We start from the raw sequence: 19,484 nt of genomic DNA on the forward strand, positions 1-19,484 counted from the left end.
GGTGATAACCAGTCAGATGCACCTACGGTGGCCGGGTGACCGAGCCTCCCGCAGCGAAGCCTCCCGCAGCGAAGCCCGCCGTCGCGCTGCGCGCGACCGCCGCCGGTACCGCCGTCTCCCTCCTGCTGATCCTCGCCATCGTCTTCGGCAGCCGCCGGCTGAAGGACTTCGACTCCGCCCTCCTGCCGTACGCCTGCGCCACCGTCTTCCTCGCCTTCGGCGTCGCCTACCGCTACACCGTCTGGATCTCCTCCCCGGGCGCCCGCCGCCTCTTCAAGCAGGGCCGGCGCAGCCTGTTCTCCGCCGCCAACTTCCGCCGGGCACCGACCGCCCTGCCCAAGATGGCCGCCACCTACCTCGGCCTCCAGAAGTTCCTTGGCGCCCGCTCGCACGCCCGCTGGGCCGCCCACCAGCTGATCTTCTGGGGCTGTCTGCTGGCCGCCGCGATCACCTTCCCCCTCACCTGGGGCTGGTTCACCTTCACCTCGTCGACCGGTTCCGGACCCGGCTACGAGATGCGGATCTGGGGCGTCAAGATCCTCGGCTTCGACTCGCTGAACGTCCTCGGCTGGCTGATGTTCCACGGCCTGGACATCGCCGCCGTCCTGGTCATCCCCGGCGCCTCGTACTTCCTGTGGCGCCGGATGAAGGACCGCGGTGCGATCACCGGCCAGCGGTTCGCCTACGACCTGGTCCCGCTGATCCTGCTGATCGTCATCTCCGTGACCGGCCTCCTCCTCACCTTCTCGTCGATCTTCCTGCACGGCGGGGGCTACGAGTTCCTCGCGGTGCTGCACATGGTGTCGGTGGTGCTGACCCTCATCTACATCCCGTTCGGGAAGTTCTTCCACATCGTCCAGCGGCCGGCCGCCGTCGGGATGCAGCTGTTCAAGTACACCGCCCGCCAGGACGAGCAGGTCTTCCACTGCCGCCGCTGCGGTCAGCCCGTCGACACCGCCCCCTACGTCGAGAACCTGCGGGGGACCATGCGCGACCTGGACCTCGGCTTCGACGCCTGGGCCGAGTACTGCCCGCGCTGCAAGCGGGTGCTGCGCGGCACCGCCTACCTCGCGCACGTCAAGAAGGGCTACAAGTGAACCGGCTCCCGCTGGACCCCTCCCTCGCCCCGCCCGGCACCCGCAACTTCCGCGACGCGGGCGGCATCCCGGCCGACCGGTGGCGCGCCGACCAGGACGGCGAGACCCTCGTCCCCACCCACTGCTGCTTCTGCGGAGTGCAGTGCGGGATGTATCTCCGCGTCGACAAGGGCGGCAAGGTCTTCGGCGTCGAACCCCGCAACCACGACATCAACCGGATGCGCCTGTGCCCCAAGGGCATCAACGCGTACCAGCAGGTCAACCACCCCGACCGGCTCACCGCACCGCTGCTGCGCCACTCCCGCGCCGAGCCGTTCCGAGAGGTCTCCTGGGAGGAGGCCCTGGACCACACGGCCGACGAGGTCCGCCGCATCCAGGCCGCCCACGGCAACGACGCCTTCGGGCTGCTCGGCGGGGCCAGCCTCTTCTCCGAGAAGACCTATCTGGTCGGCAAGTTCGCCCGCGTCGCGCTCAAGTCGCGGCACGTCGACTACAACGGCCGGCTGTGCATGGTCTCCGCGGCCGGCGCCAACAAGCTCGCCTTCGGCATCGACCGGGCCGCCAACCCCTTCTCCGACATCCTCCTCACCGACTGCCTGCTCATCGCCGGGTCCAACGTCGGCGAGTGCTTCCCCGTCATGACCCAGTACGTGTGGGGAGCGCGCGACCGGGGCGCCTCGCTGATCGTGGTCGACCCGCGCGAGACGGCGATCGCCCGCACCGCCGACATCCACGTCGCCCTCAAGCCCGGTACCGACTCGGCGTTCTTCAACGCGCTCCTCCAGGTGGTCATCACGGAGGAGCTCGACGACGAGGCCTACGTCGGCGCCCACACCACCGGCTGGGAGGAGGTCCGCGACAAAGCCGCCGAGTATCCCCCCGAGCGGGCCGCCGAGATCTGCGGGGTCCCGGCCGCCCAGATCGTCGAGGTGGCCCGCACCTTCGCCCGCGCCCCGAAAGCCATGGCCTGGCACGCCCGGGGCATCGAGCACCACTCGCAGGGCGTCGAGAACTGCCTCTCCGTGATCAACCTCTGCGTCGCCACCGGGAACCTCGGCAAGCCCGGCGCCGGCTACGGCACCATCACCGGCCAGGGCAACGGCCAGGGCGGCCGCGAGCACGGCCAGAAGGCCGATCTGCTGCCCGGCGGGCGCTCCATCATGAACGCCGAGCACCGCCGGCAGATCTGCGAGATCTGGGGCATCGAGGAGTCCGAACTCCCGCCCGCCGGAACCTCGATGATGGAAATGGTCCATCAGATGCGCCGCCAGGAGATCCGCGGTCTGATCGGCATCTGCAACAACCCCTTCGTCTCGCTCCCGAACTACTCGACCGTCAAGGAGGGCTACGACACCCTCGAATTCCACGCCCAATTCGACTTCTTCCTCTCCGAGACCGCGGCCAACGCGCACGTGGTCTTCCCCGTCACCACCTGGGCCGAGGACGAAGGCGTGATGGCCAACGCCGAGGCCAGGGTCGTCAAGCACAACAAGGCCCAGGAGCCACCCGCCGGGGTCCGCACCGACACCTGGGTGATCTGCCAGCTCGCCCAGCGCCTGGGCGCGGGCGACAAGTTCGCCTTCCCCGGCTCCCGCGAGGTGTTCGACGAGCTGCGGATCGCCTCCGCCGGAACGGTCAACGACTACTACGGCATCACCTACGAGCGCCTGGAGGAGACCGGCGGGATCGCCTGGCCCTGCCCCTCCACCGACCACCCCGGCACCCCCCGCCTCTTCGAGGACGGGCGGACCTCGCACCCCGACGGCAAGATCCATATGCAGGTCGTCGAATGGCACCCGCCGATGGACCCGTACGACGACGAGCACCCCCTCTCCCTCACCACCGGCCGGACCGTGGCGCACTTCCTCTCCGGCAACCAGACGCGCCGGCTCGGCGCCCTCGTCGAGCAGACCCCGCGCCCCTGGGTCGAGGTCCACCCCTCGCACGGCTTCCGCAACGGCGCCCCGGTCCGCGTCGTCACCCGGCGCGGCAGCGCGGTCTTCCCCGCCCTGGTCACCGAGGCGATCCGCCCCGACACCGTCTTCATCCCGTACCACTGGCCGGTTCCCACGGCCGCCAACGCGCTCACCATCGACGCTCTCGACCCCCGTTCCAAGATTCCCGAGTACAAGGTCTGCGCCTGCCGCATCGAGCCCGGTGACCGGGTCGCCGAGGTCCCCGCGCCCCCGACCGCGCCCGGCCACGTGGCCTATCCGGCCGCCCAGGTCTCCCGTACCGACCCCCTGCCGCCCACGTCCCCGCAGGGGCGCGGCACCGCCGAGAGGGGCTGACGCCCGCCATGATGGGCAGAACGATCTTCATCGACCCCGGGCGCTGCATCGGCTGCCAGGCCTGTGTCTCGGCCTGCCGCGAGTGCGATTCGCACCGGGGCAAATCCATGATCCATCTCGACTACCCCGACGAGGGGCACTCGGTCGCCTCCCTTCCCACGGTCTGTATGCACTGCGAGGACCCGGTCGCCCCCTGTGCCGAGGTGTGTCCCGCCGACGCGATCCTGGTGACCGCCGACGGTGTGGTGCAGCAGGCCGACACCACCCGCTGCATCGGCTGCGCCAACTGCGTCAACGCCTGCCCCTTCGGCGTACCGAAGATCGACCTCCAGGCGAAGCTGCAGATGAAGTGCAACCTCTGCTACGACCGCACCGCCTACGGCCTCGCCCCCATGTGCGCCACGGTCTGCCCCACCGGAGCCCTCTTCTACGGAACCGTCGAAGAGCTCCGCGCCGAGCGCCCCGGCGTCCAGGTCGCCGACTCCTTCACGTTCGGCGATGTCGTTGTGTCCACCGGAGTGGCGATGGTCGTCCCCGCCGACAAGGTCCAGTGGCCGGTCCCCGGCGGCCTCCCGATCGTCGAGGTGAACGGAAGGACGGTCCGATGAGCACGACCGAACAGCCCCCGGCGGCGGGCGACCCGAGCGGAGCCGGAGGCCCGGGAGGTCCGGGAGGCCCCGACGGTTCCGGAGGGCCCGGCACCCCTGGCGGCGGCCCTGGCGAGAGCGGACCGGGTCAGCCCGGCCCGGCCCCCTGGCCCGACCCCGCTCAGGTGGCCTTGCGCGACCGCGTCGCCGCCGACTCGCTCACCACCCGCCGCGACTATCTGCGGATCGTGACCACCGTCTCCGGCGGGCTCGCCGTCGGCGCGGTCGCCGTCGCCGGAGGCGTGCTCCACCGGCACGGGGACAGCGAGGACGCCCCCAAGGCCAAGCGCGTCGCCGACCGGCTCCGCCCCGGCGAGTCCATCGCCTTCCGCTTCCCCGGCGAGGACGACCGGGCGGTCGGCGTCCGCCTCAAGGACGGCACCCTCGTCGGCTACTCCGCCGTCTGTACGCATCTGGCCTGCGCGGTGCTGTGGCGCGAGGACCGGGGCAACGACGGCGAGCTGTACTGCCCCTGCCACGAAGGCGTCTTCGACGCCCGCACCGGTGAGGTGACCGCCGGACCGCCGCCCCGCCCGCTGCCGAAGGTGCTCCTCGTGGAGGAGATCGACGGCAGCGTCTGGGCGGTCGCCACCACCCGCTCCGGCGAGAGCGTCAAGTCCGCCATGTGCCGGCAGTTCGGCGAGCAGCGACCGGACATGGCGGCCCGGATCGGCTGCCCGGGAACGCGGACCCAGACCGAGAGGAGCGAGCGGACATGAGCGCCGACACCGGCCCGGCCGGGAGCGGCGAGGCCATGGTGCCCGCGCCGCCCCCGTACACCTCCGGCAGCACCCAGCCCCGTCTCAACCGTCCCGTACGGGACCGGTACCCCCAGATCCGTGCCACCAGCGGATACGGCGATCCCCGGATCCGCCGCACCGGACCAGGCCCCGGCGCGGGCACCGAGCAGGAGCCGGAGCGGTCCTCGAAGCTGACGGCCCGCCTCACCCTGGCGATCACCGTGGTCGTCGGCCAGCTCTGGGGGCTGACGGTGATCGTCAACGAGTGGATGAAGGGCAACACCGGAACCGCCTGGTGGGGCACGGGGTTCCTCGGCCTGTCGTTCCTCGTGGTCCTCGGCCTCCGGCTGCTCGACCCGAAGGACCGCTGACGGGGTGGGCCCTGACGGAGAGGGCCGCCGGCGGGAGGGCGAGCGCCGGGAGCGTGGGCGGGGGAGGGAGCACGGGTGGGCCCCGAAGCCGTCGCCGCATCGGCCGTCGCCGCATCGGCCGTCGCCGCACCGGGCGTCGCCGCACCGGGCGTCGCCGCACCGGGCGGCGCCTCGCCGTACCCTGGAGGTATGAGTACCGCCCCCGCCCCCGGACCGCGCGATGCGAAGCCGGTGTCCGACCCGAAGCCCAGGCCCAAGCTGGTCTTCGACGATCCGCTGGACCAGCAGTCCTCGGACGACACGGACCGCGGGTGGGGTGAGCGGGCCCCTGCCACCGGCAGCGCGGCCGATCTCGCGCGCTTCCTCGATGAGAAGCCGCCCCACCACATCTGACCCGTGCGCGGGCCGTGCGCTACGGCGCGCTGTGCCCCGAGCCGCGCTGGGAGACCAGAGCGTCGCGGATCTCCTTCAGCACCTCCAGCTCGCTGACCTCCAGGGTCTCCTGGACGCCTTCCTTGGCCTTGTCCCGCTGGGCCCGCTTGGCCAGATACTTGGCCATCGGCAGGACCATCAGGAAGTACACGACGGCCGCCGTGATGACGAAGCTCAGCACCGCGCTGAGGACCGAACCCCACATGATCGGGATGCCGGAGACGGCTTCGCCCGTCTTGGGGTCGATCCCGCACGGGCCCTTCAGACACGAGCTGTAGCTGTTCAGGTCCTTCGTCCCGAACGCGCCGACCAGCGGATTGATGACGCCCTTCACGACCGAGTTCACGACGGCGGTGAACGCGGCGCCGATGACCACCGCGACCGCCAGGTCGATCACATTGCCGCGCAGCAGGAAGGCCTTGAAGCCCTCCAGCAGGCTGCCGCCCTTCTTCTCGTCGGTCACGAGTGAGCCTCTCTTCGCAGGTGCGGGGGGTGGAGCAAACCGTTCCGCAACCTACGTCAGCGCATGGCCGCGCTGTCCAATCCGCGTACGCAAACAGGTGACTTGACAGGAAGTCAGTGCGATTCATCGCCAGGTCACCACCAGTCGGGAGGTCGCGCCGGCACCCGCGAGCGTCGTCGCGGTGGCGCGGGGGACGGACAGGACGACCAGTGCCCCCTCGTCGGAGGAGGGCTCGCGCGGCCGGGGCACGTCGGTCACCCGCACGTCCGAGGCCACCAGGTGTGCCGCGCCCGGGCCGCCCGAGGGCGGGTCGGCCGCCGCGATCACATCGACCCGGTCGCCGGGCCGCAGCAGCCGCACGGTCTCCGCGTCCGCGATCCGGACCGGCGCGGACACCACGTCAACGGCCTTGCGGGCGGGCCGGGATGCGGCGCTCCGCTGCTGGGTGCCCGCACTCGTCGCGGCGGCGGATCCGGGGTCCGTGTGCCCCGGATCCGTACGCCCCGGGGCCCGGGCGCCCACCGCCGCGAGGGCGGCCGCCGCCACCGCGAGCCCGGCCGCCATCGCGCGGCGCCGGCGCCGCACCGCCCGCCGTAGCCGGTGCCGACTCCCGCGCACCCGCAGCGGCGGGAAGACGGGGACGCCGACCGGCTCGGGGGCCGGGGAAGGCAGGGGAGAGGGGGCGGGGGAGGGGATCGAGGAGGGCGTCGCGGAGGGCAGGGGAGAGGACCAGGACATGGCGGGTCACCACCGATCGTGAGGAGCGGGTGCTGCTCGAACGCTCCTCACGATCCCCGCCCGGCCAACTTCCCGCCGAGCCCTGTGGATTACTCGCGGGTTGTGGACAACTCCGTCACCCACCCGGGCAGATGGGCCGTCGGCTGTGGACAACCCCGCCGCCCGGTGGGGGAGATGGGGCGGCCCGTCGCTGACCGCAGGCCCGTCGCTGACCGCAGACCCGTCCCCGACCGCAGCTCCCCGACCCCAGCGCCCCCCCGCCGCAGCGCTACGGCAGCCGAATCCCCGTATCCAACCCCTCCAGCGCCCGCGTGCACAGGCAGTCCCGCTCGCCCGACGGCAGGGCCGCCACCGCGTCGAAGAGCACCGAGCGGAGTCGGTCCACGTTGGCCGCGAAGACCCGCAGCACTTCCTCGTGGGAGACGCCCTCGCCGGTCTCCGCGCCCGCGTCCAGGTCGGTGACCAGGGTCATCGTCGTGTAGCAGAGCCCCAGTTCGCGGGCGAGCACCGCCTCGGGGTGCCCGGTCATGCCCACCACCGACCAGCCCATCGCCGCGTGCCACTGCGACTCCGCGCGCGTGGAGAAGCGCGGGCCCTCTATGACGACCAGCGTGCCGCCGTCCACCGGTTCCCAGTCCCGCCCGCGCGCGGCCGCGAGCGCGGCCTTGCGGCCCTCGGGGCAGTACGGGTCGGCCAGCGCCACGTGCACGACGTTCGGGACCGTGCCGTCGGGCAGCGGGTAGCCGTCGTAGTACGTCTGGACGCGCGATTTCGTACGGTCCACCAGCTGGTCCGGCACGAGCAGCGTGCCCGGTCCGTACTCGGGCCGCAGCCCGCCCACCGCGCACGGCCCGAGCACCTGGCGCACGCCCACCGAGCGCAGGGCCCACAGGTTGGCGCGGTAGTTGATGCGGTGCGGCGGGAGGTGGTGGCCGCGGCCGTGCCGGGGCAGGAAGGCGACCCGGCGCCCGGCGATCTCGCCGAGGAACAGGGAGTCGCTGGGGCTGCCGTAGGGGGTGTCGACCTGGATCTCGGTCACGTCCTCCAGGAACGAGTAGAAGCCCGAGCCGCCGATGACGCCGATCTCTGCGTTGGTCACGCGCGCGTTGGTCATGCGCAGCACCCTAGGGCCTGTCCGGCGGATCTGGTCGGCCTCGGTCCGGGGTGCCTTTTGGCGCTGGTGAGCGGGGGTCTGGTGCTTCCCCAAGCTCTCAACTTCGTTCGAGCAGGGGAGACCCCAATGCTGCAAGGCGGAGGATTGAGGCGACGCGGAGCGTCGGTGATTGACGACAACGCGGCTGGGGGTCCCCCTGGCCCTTTCGGCCTTGGGGGAGGGCGTGCCAGACCCCCGCGTGCCGACCAGATCCGCCGGACAGGCCCTAGCCGGGGCGCTCGGCGGCCAGAACGGGTGTGGGCATGCCGAAACCCCGCCGTCGGGGACGGCGGGGTCCGGGTGTGTCCGGGGCGTACGGCCGGGTCAGGCGGCCGACGACGAACTGGTGGAGCTCGACGACGAGGAGGTCGTCGAGGCGGCCGGCTTCGAGTCGGAGCTCGACGACGTCGACGGCTTGGCGGCCGAGGACGCGGGCGTGCTGCTCGACGAGGCGCCGCGGCTGTCGTTGCGGTAGAAGCCGGAGCCCTTGAAGACGATGCCGACGGCCGAGAAGACCTTCTTGAGGCGTCCGTCGCAGCTCGGGCAGACGGTCAGGGCGTCATCGGTGAACTTCTGCACCGCCTCGAGGCCTTCGCCGCACTCGGTGCACTGGTACTGGTAGGTCGGCACTTGTCTTCCTCCTGGCACTCTCACTCGATGAGTGCTAACGACGGTCCATAGTGACGTATTCCGCTGGATCAGTCCACCGTCACGGGAACTCGGTGACCCACGCCACTACGGGCGACGGTCCGTCCCGAGGTGCGCGGCGCGAGCCGCGAGCGCAGCGAGACCAGCGTGATCAGGGCCAGCGCGGTGCCCGCCATGGGCACCAGGAAGCCCGCGCTGGAGCCGTGGGCGTCGGCCAGTCGGCCGGCCACCGTGACCGCTCCGGCCTGGCCCAGCGCCACCGCGCCGGTCAGCCAGGTGAAGGCCTCGGTCCGGGCGGAGGCCGGGACCAGCGACTCGACCAGCGTGTAGCCGGTGATCAGCGCCGGGGCGATGCACAGGCCGACGATCAGCCCGAGGCCGCCGAGCAGCACCGCGGAGTGCATGGCCCACAGGCCCGAGGCGGCCAGGGTCAGTCCGGTGTAACCGGCGATCAGCCGCGTCCGGGGAGCGGACTTCCAGGCGATGGCGCCGCACGCGATGCCCGCCAGCATGTTGCCCGCGGCGAAGACCCCGTACAGCAGACCGTTGGCGCCGGGGTTGCCGATCTCCTCGGAGAACGCGGTCAGCGAGACCTGCATGCCGCCGAAGACGGCGCCGATGCCGAGGAACGACACGGCCAGGACCCGCACACCGGGGATGGAGAGCGCGGAGACGTGCTCCACGCGCGCGTGGCCCGCGGCGGCGCGGCTGGGCTGCGGCTGGGTGCGGTGCTGGGCGGCGAAGAGCAGACCGCCGACCAGGGTCAGCGCGGCTTCGGCGATCAGTCCGGCCGCCGGGTGGACGCCGGTGCACAGCGCGGTCGCCAGCACCGGGCCGATGACGAAGGTGAACTCGTCGGTCACCGACTCGAAGGCCGCGGCCGTCGACATCAGGGGCGAGCCGTCGAGCTTGGCGGCCCAGCGGGCCCGGACCATCGGACCGATCTGCGGCACCGAGGCGCCGGTCGGGACGGCGGCCAGGAACAGCGCCCACAGGGGGGCGCCGGCCAGCGCCAGCGCGATCAGCACGGAGCCCGAGGCGGAGTGCACGAGGACGCCGGGGAGCAGCACGGCGCGCTGGCCGAAGCGGTCGGCGAGCTTGCCGCTCTGGGGCGCGAACAGGGCCATGGAGACGCCGGTGACGGCGGCCACGGCACCGGCGCTGCCGTACGAGCCGGTGGTGTGCTGGACGAGGAGCACGATGCTGATGGTGAGCATCGCGAAGGGCTGCCGGGCGGCGAAGCCGGGCAGGAGGTACGAAAGTGCGCCGGGAGTGCGCAGGAGCTGCCCGTAGCCCGGGCGACGCTCGGAAGCGACCGTGGATGCCACGGCCCTTGCCTTTCTGCCGCCTGGTAGCGCGCCCCTGGTACGGGTGAGTACGGGCGTTGCCGAGAGCTGTCCTCTTGCGCGGAACTGCGGTAGATGCCGGGGCTCACTGCGAGAGCCTCCGACCGCCATACGGTCGCGCCAGCTCTGCGTCAGGCAGAGTTGGTCGATCAGTGGTGTGCCTTCATGGTACAGGGGGATCCGGCTCCGTGCCTGTGAAAGCGCACGGATGACCGAGATCACACCTGTGATTAACCGGATCTTCTTCCGGTGGTTCCCTGATTCGATGGACGCGGGACGACGCCGGACAGGCCCTAGAGGCCGGACAGGCCCTAGAGGTGCGAGGCCGTGCCGCCGCCCGTGCCCAGCCAGCCCGCCAGCTTGCCGCCCTGGCCGACCGCCCGCAGCCGGGCCTCGGCCGCGTCCCGTACCGGATCCGTCGCCACCACGAGCAGCTCGTCGCCGCGCCGCAGCACGGTCGTCGGCCCCGGCACGAAGCTCGTCCCGTCCCGTACGACCAGGGTGACCGCCGCTCCGGGCGGCAGCCGCAGCTCGTGCACCTCGACGCCGTGCATCCGCGACTCGGGTGGGATCGCCACCGACAGCAGATGGCCGCGCAGTCGCTCCAGGGGCGCCGACTCGATGCCCAGGTCGGAGGCCGTCTCGGTGTCCGAGATCCGCAGTTTGCGGGCGAGCCAGGGCAGTGTCGGGCCCTGGACGAGGGTGTAGACGACGACCAGGACGAAGACGATGTTGAAGACCCGCTCGCTGCCGTCGATCCCGGAGACCATCGGGATCGTGGCCAGGATGATGGGCACGGCGCCGCGCAGCCCCGCCCAGGACATCAGGGCCTTCTCCTGCCAGGGCATCTTGAACGGCGCCAGGCTGACAAGGACCTCCAGTGGCCGGGCCACCATCGTCAGGACCAGGCCGATGACCACGGCGGGCCAGAAGTCGCCGGACAGCTCGTGCGGGGTGACCAGCAGGCCGAGCAGGACGAACATGCCGATCTGGGCGATCCAGCCGAGGCCGTCCGCGAAGCCCCGGGTGGCGGGCCAGTGCGGCAGCTTGGCGTTGCCGAGGACCATCGAGGCCAGATAGACGGCGAGGAAGCCGGAGCCGTGGGCCATGGCGCCCGCCGCGTACGCGGTGACGGCGATCGCCATCACGGCGATCGGGTAGAGGCCGGACGCGGGCAGCGCCACGTGCCGAAGGCCGTAGGAGCCGAGCCAGCCGACCGCGAGCCCGACCCCGGCGCCGATCGCCAGCTCAAGGGCGATCTTGCCGGCCAGTAGGTACCAGGAGTCCACCGGGCCCGGCGTGGAGAAGGCGACGACCAGGATGACGACCGGGGCGTCGTTGAAGCCCGACTCGGCCTCCAGGACGCCGGTGATCCGGGACGGCAGCGGGACCTTGCGCAGGACGGAGAAGACAGCCGCGGCGTCCGTCGAGGACACCACCGCGCCGATGATCAGTGACTGCCGCCATTCGAGCCCGACCAGATAGTGCGCACCGGCCGCGGTGACCCCCACGCTCACCGCGACACCGACGATCGACAGCACGACCGCCGCCGGCAGCGCCGGGCGGATCTCTTTCCACTTGGTGCCCAGACCGCCCTCGGCCAGGATCACCACCAGGGCGGCATAGCCGATGACCTGGGTCATCTCGGCGTTGTCGAACTGGACGTCGAAGATCCCGTCCTGCCCTATCGCGATCCCGATGCCGAGATACAGGAGCAGGCTGGGGAGCCCGCTGCGGGAGGAGACGCGCACCGCCGCGACGGCGATGAGCAGGACGAGCGAGCAGATGAGCAGGAGTTCGTTGAGATGGTGGACAGTCAGTGGCCGATCCTTCCCCTCACGCGCCGTCAGGCGCCCTCACGCACGGGTGCCGGAACGATTCTCCGGCCACCGGTACTTCGTTACCTTACCTAATCTTTGACGAGTTCTTTACGCAAAGGTGTGTCGGTAGGACGGGCTGACGCTCATAAAAGACACCGCGTCCGGGGCTGTCAGTCGCTGCGCCTATGGTTGCTCCAGCACCTAGGACCACCCTGCCCCTCGAAGGACAGCGATGCCCGCCAACACAACAGCCTCAGCCGAGAAGAAGGTCAGGAAGAAGAAGGGACGCCGTGCCCGCCTGATCCTGATCGTCCTGGTGCTGGCGCTCGTCGCGGGTGTCGGTTACGGCGCGTACTGGGGCGTCAGCACCGTGCGCGCCTCCTTCCCGCAGACCACGGGGTCGATCCAGCTCAAGGGCCTCACCGGCAACTCGGTGGAGGTCAAGCGCGACGACTACGGGGTGCCGCAGGTCTATGCGGACAACGACACCGACCTCTTCATGGCCCAGGGCTTCGTCCAGGCCCAGGACCGCTTCTGGGAGATGGACGTCCGCCGCCACATGACCTCCGGCCGGCTGTCGGAGATGTTCGGCAAGGACCAGGTCGAGACCGACGCCTTCCTGCGCACTCTCGGCTGGCGCAAGGTCGCGCAGCGGGAGTACGACACCAAGCTGTCACCCCAGACGAAGAAGTACCTCCAGGCGTACGCCGCCGGTGTCAACGCCTACCTGGAGGGCAAGGGCCCCAAGGACATCTCCGTCGAGTACGCGGCGCTGGACTTCGTCCACGACTACAAGATCGAGAAGTGGACGCCGGTCGACTCGGTGGCCTGGCTCAAGGCGATGGCCTGGGACCTGCGCGGCAACATGCAGGACGAGATCGACCGGTCCCTGATGACCAGTCGGCTCACCCCCAAGCAGATCAAGGATCTGTACCCGCCGTACCCGACGGCCACCCACCGGCCGATCGTCGACGAGGGCTCGGTCAACAAGATCACCGGCAAGTACGACCCGAGCCGCGAGCCGGGCACCGGCACCGGCACCGGGGCGGGATCGTCGATCCAGGGGGCGACGCAGGGCGCCCAGGCGCAGCTGGCGCGGCTCTCCGACAGCCTCGACAAGATCCCGGCGCTGCTCGGCCCCAACGGCAGCGGCATCGGCTCCAACTCGTGGGTCGTCTCCGGCAAGTACACGACGACCGGTATGCCGCTGCTCGCCAACGACCCGCACCTGGCGCCGATGATGCCGTCGCTCTGGTACCAGATGGGTCTGCACTGCCGCACGGTCTCCGCCAGCTGCGGCTACGACGTGGCGGGCTACACGTTCTCCGGCATGCCCGGCGTGATCATCGGCCACAACCAGGACATCTCCTGGGGCTTCACCAACCTCGGCGCCGACGTGACCGACCTGTACCTGGAGAAGATCTCTCCCGGCGGCACCTACCTGGTCGACAACCAGCAGAAGCCCCTCGCCACGCGCGAGGAGGTCATCAAGGTCGCCGGCGGCAAGAGCAAGACGATCACCGTGCGCGAGACCAACAACGGCCCGCTGGTCTCCGACCGGAACGACGAGCTGGAGAAGGTCGGCAAGAAGGCCCCCGTGGCCACCTCGGCCCCGGACCGGGGCGAGGGGTACGCGGTGGCCCTGAAGTGGACCGCCCTGGAGCCCGGCAAGTCCATGGACGCCGTCTTCGAGCTCGACCGGGCCAAGGACTTCAAGTCCTTCCGGGCGGCCGCCAAGGACTTCGAGGTCCCCTCGCAGAACCTGATCTACGCCGACACCAAGGGCCACATCGGCTACCAGGCGCCGGGGAAGATCCCGGTGCGGGCCAAGGGCTTCGACGGCACCGTTCCGGCCCCCGGCTGGGACTCGAAGTACAACTGGAAGGGCTCCATCCCCTTCGAGCAGCTGCCGTACGAGCTCGACCCCAAGCGCGGCTACATCGTCACCGCCAACCAGGCCGTGGTCGACGAGAAGAAGTACCCGTACCTGCTGACCAAGGACTGGGGCTACGGCACCCGCAGCCAGCGGATCAACGACCTCATCGAGTCGAAGACCAAGGGCGGCGGCAAGGTCTCCACCGAGGACATGCAGAAGATGCAGATGGACAACAGCAGCGAGATCGCCGCGCTGCTGACGCCCGCGCTGCTGAAGGTCGACGTCCCCGACCCGGCCGTACGGGAGGCGCAGAAGCTCCTTGAGGGCTGGGACTACACCCAGGAGTCGGACTCCGGGGCGGCCGCCTACTTCAACGCGGTGTGGCGCAACGTCCTCAAGCTGGCCTTCGGCAACAAGCTCCCCAAGGAGCTGAGGGTCAAGGACGAGTGCCTGAACGTGCGCCCGCCGGCCAGCTCCGGCCCGGTGGACGACCTCAACGGGCTGGTCCGCGAATGCGGCCAGCGCGACGCGGACTCGGCGCAGCCCGACGGCGGCGACCGCTGGTTCGAGGTGGTCCGGCGGATCTTCAACGACGAGAAGAACGAGTGGTGGCAGACGCCCAAGAGCCGTCTCGACCCGGCCACCACCACCCGGGACCAGCTGCTGGCGCGCGCGATGAAGGACGCCCGCTGGGAGCTGACGGCCAAGCTCGGCAAGGACGTCAGCACCTGGAGCTGGGGCCAGCTGCACCAGCTGATGCTGAAGAACCAGACGCTGGGCACCGACGGCCCCGGCATCGTCCAGTTCCTCCTCAACCGCGGCCCGTGGAACCTGGGCGGCGGCGAGGCGGCGGTCAACGCGACGGGCTGGAACGCGGGCGGCGGCGACTACTCGGTGACCTGGGTGCCGTCGATGCGGATGGTGGTGAACCTGAAGGACTTCGACAAGTCGAAGTGGATCAACCTCACCGGCGCCTCCGGCCACGCCTACAGCGCGCACTACTCGGACCAGACCGGGAAGTGGGCCAAGGGCGAGCAGCTGGACTGGTCGTTCAGCGCCAAGGCGGTCGGCGCGTCGACGGTCGACACGCTGACGCTCACGAAGTGAGCTGAGGCTCAAGCCGTGAAGCGGGTCACGCCCTGCGGGGTGACCACCGCGTGAACGGGGTGGTCGTGCGGTTCCTCCGGGACCCGGGCGACCACCTCGTTCGCGTAGAGGAGCACTACGCGCGCGGGGTGGTGGCCCGCCGCCGCGATCCGGGCGAGCACCCGGTCGTACGAGCCGCCGCCCCGGCCCAGGCGCATCCCGCGCGCGTCGACGGCGAGTCCGGGCAGCAGCACGGTGTCGGCGCCGAGGACGGCGGCCGGGCCGAGCCGGGGTCCGGACGGCTCCAGGAGCCCCCGCCCGGCCGGTTCGAGCCGGTCGGCGCCCTCGTACTGGGCCCAGTCCAGGTCATTGTCCGATTGCAGTACGGGCAGCAGGACGCGCACGCCACGCGTGCACAGCGCGTCGAGCAGCGCGCGCGTGCCCGGCTCGCGCCCCACCGAGACGTACGCGGCGACGGTGCCGGCCGCCGCGAGCTCGGGGAGTCCGAGCGCGTGGCGGGCCAGCGCCTCGCCTGCCCGGTGCACGTCGTCCTCCGTCAGGAGGCGCCGGGCACCCAGGAGTTCCCGACGCAAGAGGGCCTTTTCGGCTGCACCATCACTCACAGTGTTTTCACAATCCCCTCAAATGCCTGTTTATGAGAGCGAATTAACCGGAGGATAATCTTCCGCCCATACGCAGCGGTTAGTGTGCTGCGCATGACTCAGTCGCCCCCACGGATCACCAAGGCTGTCATCCCGGCGGCAGGCCTCGGCACCCGGTTCCTGCCGGCCACCAAGGCCACGCCCAAGGAGATGCTGCCGGTCGTCGACAAGCCCGCGATCCAGTACGTGGTCGAGGAGGCGGTCGCCGCCGGCCTCTCGGACGTACTGATGATCACGGGGCGCAACAAGCGTCCCCTGGAGGACCACTTCGACCGCAACTACGAGCTGGAGGAGGCCCTCTCCCGCAAGGGCGACGAGGCCCGGCTCGCCAAGGTCCGGGAGTCCAGCGACCTCGCCGCCATGCACTACGTGCGCCAGGGCGACCCCAGGGGCCTGGGCCACGCCGTGCTGTGCGCCGCGCCCCACGTCGGCGAGCAGCCCTTCGCGGTGCTCCTCGGCGACGACCTCATCGACGCGCGCGACCCGCTGCTCTCCCGGATGGTGGAGATCCAGGAGAGCGAGGGCGGCAGCGTGATCGCCCTGATGGAGGTCGACCCGTCCCAGATCCATCTGTACGGCTGCGCGGCCGTCGAGCCCACCGGCCACGGCGACGTCGTACGGATCACCGGCCTGGTGGAGAAGCCCGACCCGGCGGACGCGCCCAGCAACCTGGCCATCATCGGCCGGTACGTCCTGGACCCCGCGGTCTTCGCGATACTGCGCCAGACCGAGCCGGGCCGCGGCGGCGAGATCCAGCTCACCGACGCGCTCCAGCAGCTCGCCGCCGACGAGAAGGTCGGCGGCCCGGTGCACGGCGTGGTCTTCAAGGGCCGCCGCTATGACACCGGCGACCGCGGCGACTATCTGCGTGCCATTGTCAGACTCGCGTGCGAACGTGAAGACCTGGGCCCGGACTTCAAGGCCTGGCTTCGCAGTTACGTGACCGAGGAGATGCAGGCACCTTGAGCAACACGATCTGGTCGGTCGACGAGCACCTGGAGGACATCCTCGCCGCCGTCGAGCCGCTCGAACCCATCGAGCTGCAACTGCCCGACGCCCAGGGCTGCGTCCTGGTCGAGGATGTCACCGTGCCGCTCGCGCTGCCGCCCTTCGACAACAGCTCGATGGACGGGTACGCGGTGCGGGTGGCCGACGTGGCGGGCGCCGGCGAGGAGTTCCCCGCGGTGCTGACCGTGATCGGCGACGTCGCCGCGGGCAGCGGCGAGCTCCCGTCCGTCGGTCCCGGCCAGGCCGCCCGGATCATGACCGGTGCCCCGCTGCCGCCCGGCGCCGAGGCCGTCGTCCCGGTCGAGTGGACCGACGGCGGTACGGGCGGCGGCGCGGCCACCGGGATGCGCGCCGCCAGTGACGCGCCCGAGGGCGCGAGCGGCGAGGTCCGGGTGCACCGCCCCGTCGAGGCCCGTGCCCACGTTCGCGCGCGCGGCAGCGACGTGCGGGCGGGCGACCTCGCCCTGGCCGCCGGCACGGTGCTCGGCCCGCCCCAGATCGGCCTGCTCGCGGCGATCGGCCGGGGCACCGTGAAGGTCCGCCCGCGCCCCCGGGTGGTCGTCCTGTCGACCGGCAGCGAACTCGTCCAGCCCGGCGAGAAGTTGGGCGAGGGCCAGATCTACGACTCCAACAGCTTCGCGCTGGCCGCCGCCGCGCGCGACGCGGGAGCGATCGCCTACCGGGTCGGCGCGGTCACCGACGACGCCGAGACGCTGCGCGCCACCGTCGAGGACCAGCTGATCCGCGCCGATCTGCTGGTCACCACGGGCGGCGTGAGCGTGGGGGCGTACGACGTCGTCAAGGAGGCGCTGTCCTCGGTGGGCGACGAGGACGAGCCGGGCAGCGGCATCGACTTCCGCAAGCTCGCCATGCAGCCCGGCAAGCCCCAGGGCTTCGGCTCGATCGGCCCCGACCACACCCCGCTGCTCGCCCTGCCGGGCAACCCGGTGTCGTCGTACGTCTCCTTCGAGCTGTTCGTCCGCCCGGCGATCCGCACCCTGATGGGCCTGCCCGACGTGCACCGGCCACGCGCGCGTGCCGCGCTCAGGGCCGACAAGGCGCTGACGTCCCCGGCGGCCCGGCGCCAGTTCCTGCGCGGGACCTACGACGCGAGCGAGTCGGCCGTCACGCCGGTCGGCGGCTCCGGATCGCATCTGATCGCCGCCCTCGCCCAGGCGGACTGCCTGATCGTCATTCCCGAGGACGTCACTTCGGTGGAGCCCGGCTCCGAAGTGGAGGTGGTCCTGCTCGGCTGACCGGGCCGGGGTGGCGGTAGCGTGTCTGCCCACACAGGCCGGACCGGGAGCGCCACACCATGAGTACGCAAGGCAGGCTGACGCACATCGACGAGGCGGGCGCGGCCCGTATGGTCGATGTCTCCGAGAAGGACGTGACGGCCCGCACCGCGCGCGCGAGCGGGCGCGTACGCGTCTCGCCGCGCGTGATCGAGCTGCTGCGCGGCGAGGGCGTGCCCAAGGGCGACGCCCTCGCGACAGCCCGGATCGCCGGGATCATGGGCGCCAAGCGCACCCCGGACCTGATCCCGCTCTGCCACCCGCTCGCGGTGTCCGGGGTGAAGCTGGAGCTCACGGTCGCGGACGACGCGGTGGAGATCCTGGCGACGGTGAAGACCACCGACCGCACCGGCGTCGAGATGGAGGCGCTGACCGCCGTGTCGGTGGCCGCGCTGACCGTCGTCGACATGGTGAAGGCCGTGGACAAGGCGGCCGTCATCACGGACGTACGGGTCGAGGAGAAGACCGGCGGCAAGTCCGGCGACTGGTCCCGCCCCGAGCCGGACGGGGCCACACCGTGACGGCATCGGGCGAGGCATCCACAGGCGCACCCGACCGCCCCGGAGTGGAGAACGCGCCGCCGTTCCCCGGCGATTCGGCAGGGCTCGGCGGGGCGCTGCTGGCCCCGTACGCCGCGCTGGTCGTCACGGCCTCCAACCGCGCGGCGGCCGGTGTGTACGCGGACCGGGGCGGCCCGATCCTCGCCGAGGGCCTGGCCGGGCTCGGCTTCGCCGTGGACGGGCCGCTGGTCGTGCCCGACGGCGACCCCGTGGAGCAGGCGCTGCGCGCGGGCGCGGCTGCAGGCTACGACGTCATCGTCACCACCGGCGGCACCGGCATCTCGCCCACCGACCGCACCCCTGACGCCACCCGCCGCGTCCTCGACTACGAGGTCCCCGGAATCCCGGAGGCGATCCGCGCCGAGGGCCTGGCGAAGGTCCCGACGGCCGCGCTCTCGCGGGGGCTCGCCGGGGTCGCGGGCGGGCACACGCTGATCGTCAACCTGCCGGGCTCCACCGGCGGCGTCCGTGACGGACTGGCCGTCCTGGAGCGGCTGCTGCTGCACGCCGTCGACCAGATCCGGGGCGGCGACCACCCCAGACCCGCGGGGAGCCCAAGCTGAACGTCCCATCATGGCCGGTCGAGCTGGCGGACGGCGATGTGCTCCTCCGCCCCATAAAGCTGCGCGACCAGCGGGTCTGGCGCGAGGTCAACCGGCGCAACCGTGAGTGGCTGCGGCCCTGGGAGGCGACCATCCCGCCGCCCGCGCCCGGCGCCCCGCCCGCCCAGCGGCCCACCTACCGGCAGATGGTCCGCCATCTGCGCGCCGAGGCGAACGCGGGCCGGATGCTGCCCTTCGTGATCGAGTACCAGGGCCGCCTCGTCGGCCAGCTCACGGTCGCCGGGATCACCTGGGGATCGATGTGCTCCGGGCACGTCGGCTACTGGGTCGACCGGGAGGTGGCGGGCCGCGGCGTCATGCCGACGGCCGTGGCGCTCGCCACCGACCACTGCTTCCGTACGGTCGGACTGCACCGCATGGAGGTCTGCATTCGCCCCGAGAACGGGCCGAGCCGGCGGGTGGTGGAGAAACTCGGATTCCGCGAGGAGGGGCTGCGCCCGCGCTATCTCCACATCGACGGCGGATGGCGGGACCACCTGGTGTACGCGCTGACGGCGGAGGAAGTGCCGGAGGGGCTGCTGCACAGGTGGAAGCAGGCGCGCCGGGCCCACCACGAGAAATGAAATAAACGTTCGAATTCGGTCGCCGTATGACCGCGAACCGATCTGAAGAATCACAAAAAAAGCCG

The 19,484-nt window shown here is 71.4% G+C and carries 19 protein-coding genes; 12 read left to right on the forward strand and 7 right to left on the reverse strand.

Annotated features, from left to right (window positions below; genetic code table 11):
* The first annotated feature begins 35 nt into the window (after positions 1–35).
* From QIY60_RS16120 to QIY60_RS16145, 6 genes are all read left to right on the forward strand, one after another.
* Positions 36–1,097: an MFS transporter gene (locus QIY60_RS16120; RefSeq protein WP_283143077.1), complete on the forward strand. Its 1,062-nt coding sequence runs from the start codon at positions 36–38 to the stop codon at positions 1,095–1,097.
* On the forward strand, positions 1,094–3,388 hold the full coding sequence (locus tag QIY60_RS16125) for a molybdopterin oxidoreductase family protein (RefSeq protein WP_283145956.1): 2,295 nt from the start codon (positions 1,094–1,096) through the stop codon (positions 3,386–3,388). Before QIY60_RS16120 ends, QIY60_RS16125 begins: the two co-directional genes overlap by 4 nt.
* An 8-nt stretch (positions 3,389–3,396) precedes the next feature.
* Positions 3,397–3,996: a 4Fe-4S dicluster domain-containing protein gene (locus tag QIY60_RS16130; protein ID WP_101388734.1), complete on the forward strand. Its 600-nt coding sequence runs from the start codon at positions 3,397–3,399 to the stop codon at positions 3,994–3,996.
* Positions 3,993–4,754 carry a Rieske (2Fe-2S) protein gene (locus QIY60_RS16135; protein WP_283143078.1) on the forward strand — a complete coding sequence of 254 codons (762 nt, stop codon included), beginning with the start codon at positions 3,993–3,995 and terminating at the stop codon, positions 4,752–4,754. Before QIY60_RS16130 ends, QIY60_RS16135 begins: the two co-directional genes overlap by 4 nt.
* Positions 4,755–4,789: 35 nt before the next feature.
* Positions 4,790–5,146, forward strand: a complete 357-nt coding sequence (locus QIY60_RS16140) for a hypothetical protein (protein WP_283145957.1) — start codon at positions 4,790–4,792, stop codon at positions 5,144–5,146.
* 189 nt (positions 5,147–5,335) lie between these two features.
* On the forward strand, positions 5,336–5,539 hold the full coding sequence (locus QIY60_RS16145; RefSeq protein WP_190088233.1) for a hypothetical protein: 204 nt from the start codon (positions 5,336–5,338) through the stop codon (positions 5,537–5,539).
* Between the two features lie 19 nt (positions 5,540–5,558).
* Here the strand turns inward: QIY60_RS16145 and mscL are convergent, their stop codons facing one another.
* The 6 genes from mscL to QIY60_RS16175 form a co-directional block, all read right to left on the reverse strand.
* Positions 5,559–6,041 carry a large conductance mechanosensitive channel protein MscL gene (mscL, locus tag QIY60_RS16150; RefSeq protein ID WP_283143079.1) on the reverse strand — a complete coding sequence of 161 codons (483 nt, stop codon included), beginning with the start codon at positions 6,039–6,041 and terminating at the stop codon, positions 5,559–5,561.
* A 123-nt stretch (positions 6,042–6,164) separates the two neighbouring features.
* Entirely contained in the window at positions 6,165–6,779 is a 615-nt protein-coding gene (locus tag QIY60_RS16155; RefSeq protein ID WP_283143080.1) for a hypothetical protein, read from the reverse strand.
* Between the two features lie 268 nt (positions 6,780–7,047).
* Positions 7,048–7,893: an S-methyl-5'-thioadenosine phosphorylase gene (locus tag QIY60_RS16160; RefSeq protein ID WP_283143081.1), complete on the reverse strand. Its 846-nt coding sequence runs from the start codon at positions 7,891–7,893 to the stop codon at positions 7,048–7,050.
* Between the two features lie 363 nt (positions 7,894–8,256).
* A complete protein-coding gene (locus QIY60_RS16165) occupies positions 8,257–8,562 on the reverse strand; it encodes an FmdB family zinc ribbon protein (RefSeq protein ID WP_101388728.1) in 306 nt (101 codons plus the stop codon).
* 68 nt (positions 8,563–8,630) lie between these two features.
* Complete coding sequence (locus tag QIY60_RS16170; RefSeq protein ID WP_283143082.1) at positions 8,631–9,908, reverse strand: MFS transporter; 1,278 nt, start codon at positions 9,906–9,908, stop codon at positions 8,631–8,633.
* Between the two features lie 329 nt (positions 9,909–10,237).
* On the reverse strand, positions 10,238–11,776 hold the full coding sequence (locus tag QIY60_RS16175) for a potassium/proton antiporter (RefSeq protein WP_283145958.1): 1,539 nt from the start codon (positions 11,774–11,776) through the stop codon (positions 10,238–10,240).
* A 202-nt stretch (positions 11,777–11,978) separates the two neighbouring features.
* On the opposite strand from QIY60_RS16175, the gene QIY60_RS16180 reads away from it, so the two are divergent.
* Positions 11,979–14,729 (forward strand): penicillin acylase family protein, encoded by a 2,751-nt coding sequence (locus tag QIY60_RS16180; protein WP_283143083.1) that lies wholly within the window; start codon positions 11,979–11,981, stop codon positions 14,727–14,729.
* Positions 14,730–14,737: 8 nt separating this feature from the next.
* Here QIY60_RS16180 and QIY60_RS16185 read toward each other — a convergent pair whose 3' ends face one another.
* The gene (locus QIY60_RS16185; RefSeq protein ID WP_283143084.1) at positions 14,738–15,331 is read right to left on the reverse strand and encodes a 5-formyltetrahydrofolate cyclo-ligase; all 594 of its coding nucleotides are present in this window, start codon (positions 15,329–15,331) and stop codon (positions 14,738–14,740) included.
* A gap of 93 nt (positions 15,332–15,424) precedes the next feature.
* Here QIY60_RS16185 and galU point away from each other — a divergent pair, with 93 nt between their 5' ends.
* The 5 genes from galU (at position 15,425) to QIY60_RS16210 (ending at position 19,419) form a co-directional block, all read left to right on the forward strand.
* A complete protein-coding gene (gene galU / locus QIY60_RS16190) occupies positions 15,425–16,336 on the forward strand; it encodes a UTP--glucose-1-phosphate uridylyltransferase GalU (RefSeq protein ID WP_283143085.1) in 912 nt (303 codons plus the stop codon).
* On the forward strand, positions 16,333–17,634 hold the full coding sequence (gene glp / locus QIY60_RS16195; protein ID WP_283143086.1) for a gephyrin-like molybdotransferase Glp: 1,302 nt from the start codon (positions 16,333–16,335) through the stop codon (positions 17,632–17,634). Before galU ends, glp begins: the two co-directional genes overlap by 4 nt.
* Positions 17,635–17,693: 59 nt before the next feature.
* On the forward strand, positions 17,694–18,194 hold the full coding sequence (gene moaC / locus QIY60_RS16200) for a cyclic pyranopterin monophosphate synthase MoaC (protein WP_101388722.1): 501 nt from the start codon (positions 17,694–17,696) through the stop codon (positions 18,192–18,194).
* A gap of 95 nt (positions 18,195–18,289) precedes the next feature.
* Positions 18,290–18,796: a MogA/MoaB family molybdenum cofactor biosynthesis protein gene (locus tag QIY60_RS16205; RefSeq protein ID WP_283145959.1), complete on the forward strand. Its 507-nt coding sequence runs from the start codon at positions 18,290–18,292 to the stop codon at positions 18,794–18,796.
* Positions 18,793–19,419 (forward strand): GNAT family protein, encoded by a 627-nt coding sequence (locus QIY60_RS16210; RefSeq protein WP_283145960.1) that lies wholly within the window; start codon positions 18,793–18,795, stop codon positions 19,417–19,419. The genes QIY60_RS16205 and QIY60_RS16210 overlap by 4 nt, the downstream gene beginning before the upstream one ends.
* Positions 19,420–19,484 lie beyond the last annotated feature (65 nt).

The sequence above is a fragment of the Streptomyces sp. BPTC-684 genome, assembly GCF_030028635.1.
In the GTDB taxonomy this organism is placed as follows: Bacteria; Actinomycetota; Actinomycetes; order Streptomycetales; family Streptomycetaceae; genus Streptomyces; species Streptomyces noboritoensis.